The sequence below is a fragment of the Pseudonocardia lutea genome, from assembly GCF_042658055.1.
Taxonomy (GTDB): Bacteria; Actinomycetota; Actinomycetes; order Mycobacteriales; family Pseudonocardiaceae; genus Pseudonocardia; species Pseudonocardia lutea.
Map to the genome: position 1 here is coordinate 56,573 of NZ_JBHSQK010000089.1, position 11,985 is coordinate 68,557.

An 11,985-nucleotide genomic window follows, 5' to 3' on the forward strand; every position below is an offset into this window, starting at 1 on the left:
CGGGCGGACATGACGTGCGCGAGGAGTGTCGCAGAGGACGCGGACGCCGCGGTGGTCCTGCCCGCGCGCGTCCCGGTACGCGGCCGGAGGGCCCAGGAACCTCGCCCCCGCTTCTCACACCGCGGTCAGCGACCGCTCGTGGGTCTCCGGAAGCCGGTGCAGGCATCCGAGGGCGATCGCCAGCAGCCCTGCCATGCACAGGCCGAGGGCGACCGGCCCCCAGGCCGAGGCGGTCAGCGGGGCCGCGAGCACGAGGACGAGGGCTCCGCCGGCCACCCCGCCCAGGTTGTAGCTCACCCCGGCGCCCGTGTAGCGGCACCGGGTGGAGAACATCTCCGGCAGATAGGCGCCGAGGGGACCGTAGGCCGGGCCGAGCAGGGCGAGCAGGACGACGATCCCGGCGCCGATCGCGACGGGCGAGCGGGTGTCCAGCAGCGGGAAGAGCACGAGCGACCACACGGCCAGGCCGCCGCAGCCCATCAGGACGAGCGGGCGGCGCCCGAGGCGGTCGGACAGGACGGCCGCGTAGGCGGTGGTCGCCACCGAGACGAGCGCGGCGATGACGTCGATCACGAGGATTCCGGCCTTGCTCATGCCCAGGCTGCCGGTCGCGTAGCTCGTCAGATAGGCCGTGGCGACGGACATGGTGGCGAACACGCCGGTGGCCAGGCCGGTCGCCAGCAGCATCGTCCGGGGCTGGCGGCGCCACACCTCCAGGAACGGCACGCCGCGGCGGGGCGCGGTGCGGGCCGAGTCGGTGAAGACGGGGGTCTCGGTGGTGTGCAGGCGGACGTACAGCCCGACCCCGATCAGCAGCGCGCTGAGCAGGAACGGCACACGCCAGCCCCAGGAGAGGAAGGCGTCGCTGGTCTCGCCGATCCCGAGGTCGACGGCGAGGAAGGTGGCGGCGGCGAGCGCGAACGCGACGGTCGCGCCGACCTGCGGGTAGAGGGCGAAGCGTCCGCGTCGTCCGTCGGGGGCGTTCTCGGTGGCGAACAGGGCGGCCCCGGCCCATTCCCCGCCCACGGCAAGGCCCTGCACGGCGCGGAGGGCGACCAGGAGGATCGGGGCGGCGACGCCGATCGTCGCGGCGCCGGGCATCAGCCCGACGGCGACCGTGCACAGGCCCATCGTCGTCAGCGTGACGATCAGGGTGCGTTTGCGGCCGAGTCGGTCGCCGACGTGTCCGAACAGGATCGACCCGACCGGCCGGAACACGTACACCAGGGCGAAGGTCCCGAACGTCGCGATCGCGCCGACGATGCCGCTCGTGTGGGGGAAGAAGATCTTGTGGAAGACGAGTGCGGCGGCCGTGCCGTAGATGAAGTAGTCGTAGTACTCGATCGTGGTGCCCGCCATGCTGGCCAGGTTGATCCGGCGGGCCACCCGGCGACCGGGCGGCGGACCCGGGGCCGGCGTCGGGCCGGGGGTCGGCGGGGTGAGGACGGCGGTGGGCATGGCTCCCCTTCTCCGGTCGGTGCGGTACCTCGCTCCGAGCGTCGACGGGCGGGAACGCGGCGGGGATCGGTCGGTCGGCCGGCCCCGCCGAGGACGCGGGGCTCGGGCGATCAGGGGACGTGCCGTCGTCCTCCGGGGCGCCGCCGCCGGCGGTGGTCGGACCCTGCGGACGGCGGCCCGTCCTCCGATCGCCCGACGGTCGGTTCGCCCTGCGTATCGGGCTCCGGCCCGACGGTGGGAGGCCGGGAGGGGCAGCAGGGTTCTCCTCACCAGAATCCACGCCAGGCCAGGAGTCCCATGATGAGCCCGATCCAGCTGTCCGCCCGCCTGGACCGCCTGCCGATAGGCCGGTTCCACCGCCGGGTCCTGCTCGCCCTCGCCGTCGCGTTCGTCTTCGAGTTCGGCGACCTCAACACCTTCGCCTACGCGGCTCCGGCACTGCAGCAGCACCTGCACCTGACGGTGGCCGACATCGCACTCGTCACCTCCGCCGCCTTCCTCGGCATGTTCCTCGGCGCGGTCGGGGGAGGCCGCTTCGCCGACGCCGTCGGCCGCCGACGCGCCCTGCTCCTCTCGGTGACCTTCTTCTCGGTCAGCTCACTGCTCAACGCGGTGGTGTCGACCGTGCCGACCCTGGCCGTGGCGCGGCTCCTCACCGGCATCGGCCTCTCCGCGATGACGATCGCCGCGACCGCCTACCTCTGCGAGGTCATGCCGGCGCGGCTGCGCGGCCGGATGCAGTCGGCCGTGATGGCCATCGGGCTGGTCGGTATCCCGGTCATGTCCTTCGCCGCGCGTGGGATCGTCCCGCTCGGCACCGAGACCTGGCGCTGGGTCTTCGTCTTCGGCGCCCTGGGGCTGCTCGCCCTGCCCCTCATCGCCCGGCTCCCGGAGAGCCCCCGTTGGCTGCACCGGCGTGGCATGGAGGAGCGGGCCGCCGCCGTGGTCGACCGGATCGAGAAGGCCACCGGCGCCGATCCCGGGTCGCTGCCCCCGCTGCCCGCGCTGTCCCCGGTCCCGGACGCCGTCCCGTGCGCGCCGCGCGCCGGCTACCGCGCCCTGTTCCGCGGGGCCCTCGGCCGCCGCACGCTGATGCTCGCCGCCGTCTGGATCTTCCAGACCCTCGGGTTCTACGGCTTCGTCGCCTGGGTGCCCACCCTGCTCGCCGCGCACGGCTTCGACCTGGTGCACAGTCTCACCTTCTCCGCGCTGACCACCCTCGGCGCCGTGCCCGGGGCGCTGCTGGCCTGGCCGCTGTCGGACCGCTTCGGCCGCAGGACGCCCATCGCGCTGATCGCCACCGGCATCGCCGCGTGCGGCCTGGCCTACGGCCTGACCTTCAACCCGGTCGCGATCGTCGTGTTCGGCTTCCTGGTCAACGCGCTCACCCAGACCTTCGCCGCGCTGCTGTACGCCTACACCCCGGAACTGTTCCCCACCGAGCTGCGCAGCTCCGGGAACGGCCTGGTCTACGGCATCGGCCGGCTGGCCAACATCCTCGGCCCGATGGTCGTCGCCGCGGTCTTCGGCTCCTTCGGCTACAGCCCCGTCTTCGTCTACATCGCCGGCTGCTGGGCCGTCGTCGCCCTCACCGTCGCCCTCTTCGGCCCGCGGACCGGCCTGCAGCAGCTGGAGAACCTCCACAGCGCGGAATCCGCCCCCGCGCGGCCGGTCCCGCCGGGCTCGCCGGTTCCGGCGGCCCGCTGACCGGGAGAGGTCCTTCTGCAGACACCTTCCTGGAGACACCTCGACGACGAGCCGGCCCGGCACTGCGGGGCCGGCTCGACGGCGTGGTCAGAACTCGAGGAGCCGGACCGAGACCTCGGCCAGCTCATCGGGACCGGCTCGGCGGGACGACGGCCGGCAGCTCGTCGAGACCGGTGTGCCGACTGGCTCGGGAGGGGCACCACCACGGCCGCCCGCGAGGCCGTCCGAAGGCCCCGGGGCGTCACTCAGCAGCGCGACGACCCCCTCGAGGCCCGTGCGCGCCGCGGGGTACCGGGCCAGGACGAGGGGATCGTGTCCCGGGACGATGTCGGCCGGGTCGTCGACGAGCTCGGAGAGGCGCCGGTCGTACACCTCGAGGAGGTGGTCGGGATCGTGCGTGACGGCGAAGACGCGCCGCTTCTCGAGATTGGCGTAGAAGTGCACGGCGTCGGAGGCGAGCACGAGCGGACCGCGGGCCGTGGCCACCCGCACCACCTGGGTGCCGCCGGTGTGGCCGCCGACGAGGTGCACGCTCAGGCCCGGGAAGAGCTCCTCGTCCTCGGCCGCGAACCGCACCCGGCCGGCGTGCACCAGACGGACCGCGTCCGCGATCTCCTCGACGGCGTAGGCACTCGCCGTCGTCGGGTCGGCCATGTGCCGCCCGACGACGAACTGCAGCTCGCGCTCCTGCAGGTGGAACCGGGCGTTCGGGAAGAGCCCGAGGTTGCCGGCGTGGTCGTAGTGCAGGTGGGTGAGGACGACGTCGTCGACGTGCGCGGGGTCGACGCCCAGGGCGGCCAGGCCGGTCCCGACCGGGTTCAGCACCCTCCGACCCCGGCGGATGCCCTCCGCCGGGCCGAACCCCGTGTCGACGACGACGGTGCGCTCGGCCGACCGGACGACCCAGACGTAGTAGTCGATCGGCATCGGGCCGTCGCAGGCGCACCCGCCGAGGAAGTTCTCCGACGCCCGGCGGTCCATGTGGCCGTACCGGACCGCGAAGACCTCGTAGGTCTCGCCGCTCACGGCGCGTCCGGGCCCTCTGCGCGCACCTCGACCCCTGCCCACCCCTCGACGAGCCGGGCGATGCTGGTGAAGTCGGAGTCCGCCCCCAGCCGGTCCCGGGTCTGACGCCACATCTGGTGTACGACCGATCCGACCCAGGTCGGAACCTGCAGGGCCGCGGCCTCCTCGGCGAACAGCCCGAGGTCCTTCTCCATCAGCCCCGTGGCGAAGCCGAAGTCGAAGGTCCCGGGCAGGACCGACCGGGGGAACTTGTCCTGGGTCGCGCTGTTGCGGCCCGACCCGGCGTTGAGGACGTCGACCATCATCCGTGGGTCCAACCCGGCCTTGGCGCCCACCACCATCGCCTCCGAGGTGGTCGCCAGCGCCGCGGCGGACAGGTAGTTGTTCACCAGCTTCATCGCCTGCCCGAGGCCCGGTTCCGTGCCCACGTGGAAGACCTTCCCGAGGACGGAGAGCACGGGGTGCAGTGTCGCGAAGTCCGCGTCCGGGGCGGACACCATCACGGCGAGGGTGCCCTTCTCCGCACCGCTCGTGCCCCCGCTCACCGGGGCGTCGACCGGGGTGATCCCACGGGGACCGAGCTCCTCGGCCAGCCGGCGGGCCGTGCGGGTGCCGGTGGTGGACAGCTCCACCACCCGGCGGACCGTGGCGCCCTGCGCGAGGCCTTCCGGCCCGAGCACGACGTCGAGCACGATCGCGGGGGTCGGCAGACTCGTGAGCACCACGGCAGTACGGTCCGCGACCTCCTTGGCCGACGACGCCGCCTTCGCCCCGAGGGCGACGAGGGCCGTCACGGCCTCGGCGTCGACGTCGTACACGACGAGGTCGTGCCCGGCGTCGACGAGCCGGCTCGCCATCCGTGATCCCATCCGGCCGAGGCCGACGAATCCCAGTTCCATCTCGCTGTCCTCCGTCGGAGTGCGGCCGGTCAGGCGGCGGGTCGGGTCTCGGCCTCCAGGACCGCCCGGGCGGTCTTGAAGCCGTCGAGCGCCGCCGGGAACCCGCAGTACGCCGCCACCTGCAGGAAGACCTCGCGGATCTCCTCCGGGGTCACGCCGTTGCGCAGCGCGCCGCGCAGGTGGGCGCGGAGCTCGTCGGGCCGGTTGAGCGCGCTGATCATCGCGATGTTGATGAGGCTGCGGGTCTTCCGCTCGAGGCCGGGGCGGCCCCACACGGCACCCCAGCAGTACTCGGTGACGAGGTCCTGCAGCGGGGCACCGAGCTCGTCCGCCGCCGCCAGCGCGCCGTCGACGTACTCGTCGCCGACCACTGCGCGGCGGATCTCCATGCCCTGCTCCTAGGTGCTGTCGTTCATGAACGTCCTCGTCGTGGTCGAAGGGGCGGGTCGAGCGCGCGGAGACGGCTCACCACGAGGCCTCCCGGACGGTGCGCTCGTACTCCTCGTCCGACACCTCGTGCAGCCATTCGGTCGGGCCGAAGGAGTACGCGGTCTGGGTCAGCAGGCTGTCCGGGCCGGCCCCGTGCCAGTGCATCTCGCCGGCCGGGGTCCAGACGCTCTGCCCCGCCTGGATCGGTCCGCCGAGCCCGTCCTCCCTGACGACGAAACCGCTGCCGTGGGTGGCGACGATGAGCTGGCCACCCTCGTGCCGGTGCCAGTAGGTCCGGGCGCGCGGGGCGAAGGCGACGAGGTTGACGACGGGGTCGTCGCCGGAGATCGGGTCGGCCCAGACCTCTCCGGTGAAGGTCTCGGTGCGGCGGACGCTGGGCTTGCCCGAGCGCTCCGGGATCAGATGCATGCGTGCCTACTCCCTGTTCGGCGGTGCGGGATCAGGACCGTGTCGTCGCGTTGTCCGGCTTGGGCGCGGCGATCGGCCCGCGCTGCTCCCCGGGGCCCAGGTCACGCCGGCGCGTCTCCGGCAGCACCCGCCACAGCACGATCGTGCAGAGGAGCGCGACGCCGGCCATGTAGACGGCCGGGAGCCCCACCCCGGCGCCCGCGGCGGCGAGCGCGGCGGCGATCAACGGTCCGGGCCCGGCGATGAGGGCTGCGCCCAGGTTGTAGCCGATGGCGCTGCCGGTGGAGCGCATGTTCGCCGGGAACAGCTCGATGAGCATCACCGTCGTGGTGCTGTTGTGCATGGCCTCGAAGACCCCGAACAGCACCAGGCCCAGGACCGCGACGACCGCGTTGCCGGTCGCCATGAGCAGGAACGCGGGCACGGCGAACACGGCCAGCCCGGCCCCACCGATCAGGGACACCGGCCGTCGGCCGACCCGGTCGGACAGGGCACCCATGACGGGGCACAGGGCCGCGTACAGCAGTGCACCGACGGCGACGACGACCAGCGCCGCGAAGCGGTCCATCTTGACCGTGACCGTCAGGAAGGTCGTGACGTACGTCGCGATGTAGTAGAAGCCGAGCACCGTGATGGCGGACAGGGCGAAGGAGATCGCGACGCTGCGGCCCTGGGAACGGCCCACCTCCCGGATCGGGGCCTCGGCGATGTCGCCGCGGGCCTTCAGCTCCTGGAAGACCTCGGTGTCCTCCAGCTTCATCCGCAGGTAGAGGCCCACGAGGGTGAGCGGGAACGCGGCGAGGAACGGGATGCGCCAGCCCCAGCCGACGATGTCCGCGGGCGCGACGGTGGACTGGATGAGCAGCGCGGAGCCGGCGCCCACCGCGACGGCCAGGGCGGCGGTCATCGGGATGACGCTGGCGGTGACGCCCCGCCGGTTCGACGGCGCGCTCTCCACCAGGAACGCTGCCGAACCGGTCCACTCGCCACCCGCGCTGAAGCCCTGCACGCAGCGCAGCAGCACCAGCAGGACCGGCGCGGCGACGCCGATCGCGGCGAAGGGCGGCAGCACGGCGATGAGGGCGGTCGCGAGGCCCATGAGGACGACGGAGAGCATCAGCGCGAAGCGGCGGCCACGGCGGTCGCCGATGGCGCCGATGACGAACCCGCCCACGGGTCGCATCAGGAACGCGACGCCGTACACCGCGAGGGTGGACAGCAGCGACGCCGTGGGGCTGGAGCTGGGGAAGAAGTTCGCACCGATCGCCGTGGCGAAGAAGCCGTAGATGGCGAAGTCGAACCACTCCATGAAGTTGCCGACGGCGGCGGCGACGAGACGCCGGCGACGGTCCGGACCGGCGGTGCCGGTCCGGCTGACGGATGCTGACAAGAGACTCACCACTTCTCTGGGATGGCCTGGACGGACGGCAGCGGGCGGCAGAGCCGACGCCGGGACGATCAGCTCTCGTACTTGTCGCGCAGCAGTGCAAGGACGGGGAAGAAGTACTCGGCGAAGCTGGCCGGGTCCTCGGACATGGGGAAGTGGCCCTTCCCCTCCATCTCGACGAGTTGTCCGCCGAGTCGTTCCGCCGCTGCGCGACTCATCTCGGTCGTGGCCGAGTAGTCGTACTCACCGCTGAACACGTAGAGCGGGCAGCGGGCCGTGCCGAGGGAGTCGGCCACCCGGGGCAGGTCCTGGGAGTAGAAGTACGTGTCGCCCTGGTAGATGCCGGGGCCGGACTGGGCGTAGCCCCAGAGCGTCTGGGCGGCCGGGCCCGTGGGGCTGGTGGGCGCGATCAGGCCGCCGACCCAGCTGGTCAGGAACAGCGAGTGGTCGACGTCCGTGCGGTTGGTCCAGTCGACGAACCGTGACGGGTTGCCGAGCCCGCCCTCCAGGGCACACACGCCGGTGAACCGGTCGCCGTGCTCGGCGGCCAGGTACAGCGCGATGGCGCCGCCCATCGAGCAGCCGGCCAGCACCGGCCGATCCAGCCCCAGGCCGTCCATGAACGCCAGCACCGTCGCGGCGTAGGTGGCGGTCGTGAGCCGGTAGGTCTGCCGCTGCCAGTCGGCGGGTGGCTCGGACCGGCCGTGCCAGGGCATGTCGAACGCGTAGACGGTCCACTGCGCGGTGAGCTCGGGGTCCTCCAGCAGGTACCGGAACTGCCGGGAGTCCGCGCCCGCGGTGTGCAGGCACACCAGCGGGGGACCGGTGCCGGCCGACTCGAAGTACAGCCGCTGGGGCCGGCCCTCGACCTCGACCGTGAGGTAGCGCCCGACGACCGGGCTCAGCCCGGTCGCGGGTGCCGCGGGATCCGGGCGCCGCTGCGGGGTGGGGGTGACCCTGTCACGCAGGGCCGCCAGAACGCGGTCGACGACGAGGGCGGCCCGGGCCCACACCGCCCGGTTCCCGCGGACGGGCGTCCCGCCGGAGGTGGCCACGAGCGCCTGGGCCGTGGTGAAGCCGCGCGGGCACGGGGTGCTGCAGAAGGCCGTCCACTCGGACTCGCTCACCAGGAGCTCGAAGTCCCAGGCGTCGTTGATGCCGGTGGCGGGGACGACCTCGAACGCCGATCCCGTGGACCGCAGTCCGAAGGACAGGTCCGGGAGCTCGAACAGCGCACTCCAGGCGCCGGTGGGCGGGAGGCCCGCGAGCAGGGTGCCGAGGTCGAGGCCGTGCAGGTCGTCGTGGCTGATCGCCATGGGTTCTCCTCGTCGCTGAGTTCGGCGAAAGGTTGCGATACATAGATGCGACGTGTCCAATAGAGGAATCCTGTCGTGTCCATAAGTCGGAGTGATGCGTGGAGACCCGTCAGCTGCAGCACTTCCTGGCGATCGCCGATGCCGGCACCTTCACCGCCGCGGCCGAGCAGCTGCACATCTCCCAACCCGGCCTGTCCTCGTCGATCCGCGCACTCGAGCGCTCGCTCGGCACCCGCCTGTTCGTCCGGACCCGTAAGCGGGCGGAGCTGACCGAGGCCGGCCGGGAGCTCTACTCGGGCGCCCGGCGCGCCCTGGCCACGCTCGATGCGCTCGAGAGCCAGGTCCGTGGCGGGCCGGGGGTCACCAAGAGCACGCTGCGGGTCGGGTGCATCCCGTCGTTCGCCGGGCTGGATCTCGCGGCGCTGATCAGCCGCTTCATCGCGCGCAACCCGGACGTCGACGTGGACGTGGTCGTGGGGATGCCCCTGCGGCACTTCGCCGATCTCACGAACGAGACCATCGAGCTCGCCTTCGTGACGATGCCGCTGGAGCCCCCGGAGGGCATCCGCCTGACCCCCCTGGCCACCTACCCCATGGCCCTCGCCTGTCCGGCGGGCCACCGGCTCAGCAAGCAGTCCTCGGTCGAACTCGCCGACCTCGCGGACGAGGCGTTCGTCGACTTCGACGTGGACCTGGCGGCGCGCCAGGTCACCGACCAGGCGTTCGCGGCCGCCGACATCACGCGCACGGTGCGCGTGACGTGCAACGAGATCGGTTCCCTGCTCGAACTCGTCGCGCACGGTCTCGGGATCGCGATCGTGCCGCGCCCGCTCGCGATCGCCACCCGGGTCCCGGTGGCGATGGTGCCGCTGGCGAACGCCTCCCTGGTCTGGACGGTGGCCGCCGCCACCCGTCCGGCCGGGGTGACGACCGAGGCCGGTCAGGCCTTCTGGAACCTCATCGCCGACACCGCCACGCCGGTGAACCGGAAGCCCACCTGAGGTACCCGCCTCACAGCGCGGTCCACTCCTGCGACATCACGAAGTCCTTGAAGCGGCGCACCACCGGCGACGCGGCCCGATCCGCCCGCCAGACCAGCCCGAGCACCCGGTGCGCCGCGTCGTCGACCAGCGGGAGGTAGACCGCGTTGGGGTCGGCGCGATGCGGGCGGGGTCGCGGCACGACGGTGACGCCGAGCCCGGCCGCGGCGAGGCTCTCCATCGTCGCGATCTCCGCGCTCTCGAACGCGACCGCCGGGTCCACGCCGGCGCGCGCGAGCAGCTCCTCGGTGAGCCGACGCAGCCCGAAGTCGGGGCCCAGCATGATGAACGGCTCGTCGGCGGCCTCGGCGACCGCGGCCCGGGCCCGGTCGGCGAGCCGGTGGTCACGTGGCACCACGAGGCACAGCTGTTCGGTGTGGACCGGGTGCCAGGCCAGGGCCTCGCCCTCCGGGCGGGGGCCCGTGACGGCGAGGTCGACCATGCCGCCGGCGACCAGGGTCTCGAGCTCGTAGGTGGCCGCCTGGGTCAGCGCGAACTGCACCCGCGGTGCGCGGGCACGGAAACCGCGGATCAGCTCGGGCGCCAGCCACGTGGCGACGGAGTGGAGGAAGCCGAGCCGGACGGTGCCGTGCTCCGGGTCGCGCAGGGCACGGATGTGCTCGGTCGCCACGCGCAGCTCGTGCAGGCCGCGTCGGGCGTGCTGGAGCAGGACCTCGCCGGCGGGGTTGAGGCGCAGGCGCCGGTTGACGCGGTCGAACAGCGGAGCACCGATCTCCTGCTCGAGCCGGGCGAGGCTCCTCGAGAGCGTGGGCTGGGTGGTGTGCAGGCGCTCCGCCGCCCGGGTCATGTGCTCGCTCTCGGCCAGGGCGACGAACCACTCGAGGTCCTCGACGTTCACCAGATGATTATACGCGGATCGTATCGAACAGATGAAGATTTTTCATTTCACGTATCGCCTCTGGTCCCCGACGATGGTCCGGTCACGACGTCGCCTGACGTGTGCGCCCGACCCGCACCCGCCTCCCGCCCGACCCGCGCCCGACACCGAAAGGCCGACCCCGATGACGCCTTCGACATCCCTCCCGCCCCTGCACGGCGTCACCGTCGTCAGCCTCGAGCAGGCCGTCGCCGCCCCGTTCGCCACCCGCCAGCTCGCCGACCTCGGCGCCCGCGTGATCAAGATCGAGCGGCCGGGGGCCGGGGACTTCGCCCGCGGCTACGACGAGGCCGTGCGCGGCAACTCCAGCTACTTCGTCTGGCTCAACCGGGGCAAGGAGTCGCTCACCCTCGATCTCAAGTCCGAGGAGGGACGGATGGTGCTGAGCGAGCTGCTCGACCGCGCCGACGTCCTGGTGCAGAACCTGGGCCCGGGCGCGGCCGGCCGGCTGGGCGTCGACGCCGCCGCGCTCGCGCGGACCCACCCGCGCGTCATCCCGTGCACGGTCTCGGGCTGGGGTACCACCGGCCCGTGGGCACACCGCAAGGCCTACGACCTGCTCGTGCAGTGCGAGACCGGGCTGCTGTCGATCACCGGGACTCCGGACGAGATGGCCAAGGTCGGGATCTCGGTCGCCGACATCGCGGCGGGCATGTACGCGTACTCGGGGATCCTGACCGCGCTGCTGCGGCGCGCGACCACCGGGCAGGTGTCGGCGGTGGAGGTGTCGCTGTTCGAGGCGCTCGCCGAGTGGATGGGCTCGCCCGCCTACTACACCCGCTACGGCGGCCGGCAGCCCGCACGCGTCGGCGCCCAGCACGCCACCATCGCCCCGTACGGCCCCTACGACACCGCCGACGGCCGCCTCCTGCTGGCCGTGCAGAACGACCGCGAGTGGCGCGCGCTGTGCACGGTCGTCCTCGGCGACCCGACCCTCGCCACGGACCCGCGGTTCGCGTCGAACTCGGCGCGGGTCGCGCACCGCGAGGAGCTCAACCAGCTCATCTCCGGCCGGCTCGCCACGGTCGAGACCCGGGCCGCGGGCACGCTGCTCGACGAGGCGGGCGTGGCCAACGCCAGCATCAACCGGATCGAGGAGTTCCTCGACCACCCCGTCCTCGCCGAGCGCCACCGCTGGCACGAGGTCGCCGTACCCGGCGGCACCGTCCAGGCCCTGCGACCCCCGGCCGACCTCGCCGGCGTCGAGCCCGTGATGGGCGCGGTCCCCGCGCTGGGCGAGCACACCGACGCCATCGTGCGCGAGCTCGGCCGCTCCGACGCCGACCTCGTCGACCTGCGCGAACGCGCCGTCGTCTGAAGCCCTCGCCCGACCTTCCCGAACCCCTGAGAGGACCACCATGAGCACGTTGAGCACCGAGGAGCGGGCGGTCGTCGA

Annotated in this window: 11 protein-coding genes; 3 read left to right on the top strand and 8 right to left on the bottom strand. The window is 72.8% G+C overall.

Annotation, left to right across the window (positions count from 1 at the left end):
* Positions 1-114: 114 nt before the first annotated feature.
* Positions 115-1,458 (bottom strand): MFS transporter, encoded by a 1,344-nt coding sequence (locus ACFQH9_RS27615; RefSeq protein WP_379570563.1) that lies wholly within the window; start codon positions 1,456-1,458, stop codon positions 115-117.
* 297 nt (positions 1,459-1,755) lie between these two features.
* Here ACFQH9_RS27615 and ACFQH9_RS27620 point away from each other — a divergent pair, with 297 nt between their 5' ends.
* Complete coding sequence (locus ACFQH9_RS27620) at positions 1,756-3,165, top strand: MFS transporter (RefSeq protein WP_379570565.1); 1,410 nt, start codon at positions 1,756-1,758, stop codon at positions 3,163-3,165.
* An 87-nt stretch (positions 3,166-3,252) separates the two neighbouring features.
* On the opposite strand, the gene ACFQH9_RS27625 is transcribed toward ACFQH9_RS27620, so the two are convergent.
* The 6 genes from ACFQH9_RS27625 to ACFQH9_RS27650 all read right to left on the bottom strand — a co-directional run bounded on the left by ACFQH9_RS27625 (position 3,253) and on the right by ACFQH9_RS27650 (position 8,651).
* On the bottom strand, positions 3,253-4,191 hold the full coding sequence (locus ACFQH9_RS27625) for an N-acyl homoserine lactonase family protein (protein WP_379570567.1): 939 nt from the start codon (positions 4,189-4,191) through the stop codon (positions 3,253-3,255).
* Positions 4,188-5,090, bottom strand: coding sequence for an NAD(P)-dependent oxidoreductase (locus ACFQH9_RS27630; RefSeq protein ID WP_379570569.1), 903 nt, complete (start codon positions 5,088-5,090; stop codon positions 4,188-4,190). Before ACFQH9_RS27630 ends, ACFQH9_RS27625 begins: the two co-directional genes overlap by 4 nt.
* 29 nt (positions 5,091-5,119) lie before the next feature.
* Positions 5,120-5,479 carry a carboxymuconolactone decarboxylase family protein gene (locus ACFQH9_RS27635; protein ID WP_379570570.1) on the bottom strand — a complete coding sequence of 120 codons (360 nt, stop codon included), beginning with the start codon at positions 5,477-5,479 and terminating at the stop codon, positions 5,120-5,122.
* 76 nt (positions 5,480-5,555) lie between these two features.
* Positions 5,556-5,948 carry a cupin domain-containing protein gene (locus ACFQH9_RS27640; protein WP_379570571.1) on the bottom strand — a complete coding sequence of 131 codons (393 nt, stop codon included), beginning with the start codon at positions 5,946-5,948 and terminating at the stop codon, positions 5,556-5,558.
* Between the two features lie 31 nt (positions 5,949-5,979).
* Positions 5,980-7,338, bottom strand: a complete 1,359-nt coding sequence (locus ACFQH9_RS27645; protein ID WP_379570573.1) for an MFS transporter — start codon at positions 7,336-7,338, stop codon at positions 5,980-5,982.
* 68 nt (positions 7,339-7,406) lie between these two features.
* Positions 7,407-8,651, bottom strand: a complete 1,245-nt coding sequence (locus tag ACFQH9_RS27650) for an alpha/beta fold hydrolase (RefSeq protein WP_379570575.1) — start codon at positions 8,649-8,651, stop codon at positions 7,407-7,409.
* Positions 8,652-8,749: 98 nt separating this feature from the next.
* Between ACFQH9_RS27650 and ACFQH9_RS27655 the strand changes: the two genes are divergently transcribed.
* The gene (locus ACFQH9_RS27655; RefSeq protein ID WP_379570576.1) at positions 8,750-9,652 is read left to right on the top strand and encodes a LysR family transcriptional regulator; all 903 of its coding nucleotides are present in this window, start codon (positions 8,750-8,752) and stop codon (positions 9,650-9,652) included.
* A gap of 10 nt (positions 9,653-9,662) precedes the next feature.
* Here the strand turns inward: ACFQH9_RS27655 and ACFQH9_RS27660 are convergent, their stop codons facing one another.
* Positions 9,663-10,550 (bottom strand): LysR family transcriptional regulator, encoded by an 888-nt coding sequence (locus ACFQH9_RS27660; RefSeq protein WP_379570578.1) that lies wholly within the window; start codon positions 10,548-10,550, stop codon positions 9,663-9,665.
* 163 nt (positions 10,551-10,713) lie between these two features.
* On the opposite strand from ACFQH9_RS27660, the gene ACFQH9_RS27665 reads away from it, so the two are divergent.
* Positions 10,714-11,907: a CaiB/BaiF CoA transferase family protein gene (locus ACFQH9_RS27665; RefSeq protein ID WP_379570580.1), complete on the top strand. Its 1,194-nt coding sequence runs from the start codon at positions 10,714-10,716 to the stop codon at positions 11,905-11,907.
* Positions 11,908-11,985 lie beyond the last annotated feature (78 nt).

Bases quoted from the DNA above. Each gene is read 5' to 3' on its own strand.
- ACFQH9_RS27615 (WP_379570563.1), bottom strand. From the start codon at position 1,458: ATGCCCACCGCCGTCCTCACCCCGCCGACCCCCGGCCCGACGCCGGCC.
- ACFQH9_RS27620 (WP_379570565.1), top strand. From the start codon at position 1,756: ATGATGAGCCCGATCCAGCTGTCCGCCCGCCTGGACCGCCTGCCGATA.
- ACFQH9_RS27630 (WP_379570569.1), bottom strand. From the start codon at position 5,090: ATGGAACTGGGATTCGTCGGCCTCGGCCGGATGGGATCACGGATGGCG.
- ACFQH9_RS27635 (WP_379570570.1), bottom strand. From the start codon at position 5,479: ATGGAGATCCGCCGCGCAGTGGTCGGCGACGAGTACGTCGACGGCGCG.
- ACFQH9_RS27640 (WP_379570571.1), bottom strand. From the start codon at position 5,948: ATGCATCTGATCCCGGAGCGCTCGGGCAAGCCCAGCGTCCGCCGCACC.
- ACFQH9_RS27650 (WP_379570575.1), bottom strand. From the start codon at position 8,651: ATGGCGATCAGCCACGACGACCTGCACGGCCTCGACCTCGGCACCCTG.
- ACFQH9_RS27665 (WP_379570580.1), top strand. From the start codon at position 10,714: ATGACGCCTTCGACATCCCTCCCGCCCCTGCACGGCGTCACCGTCGTC.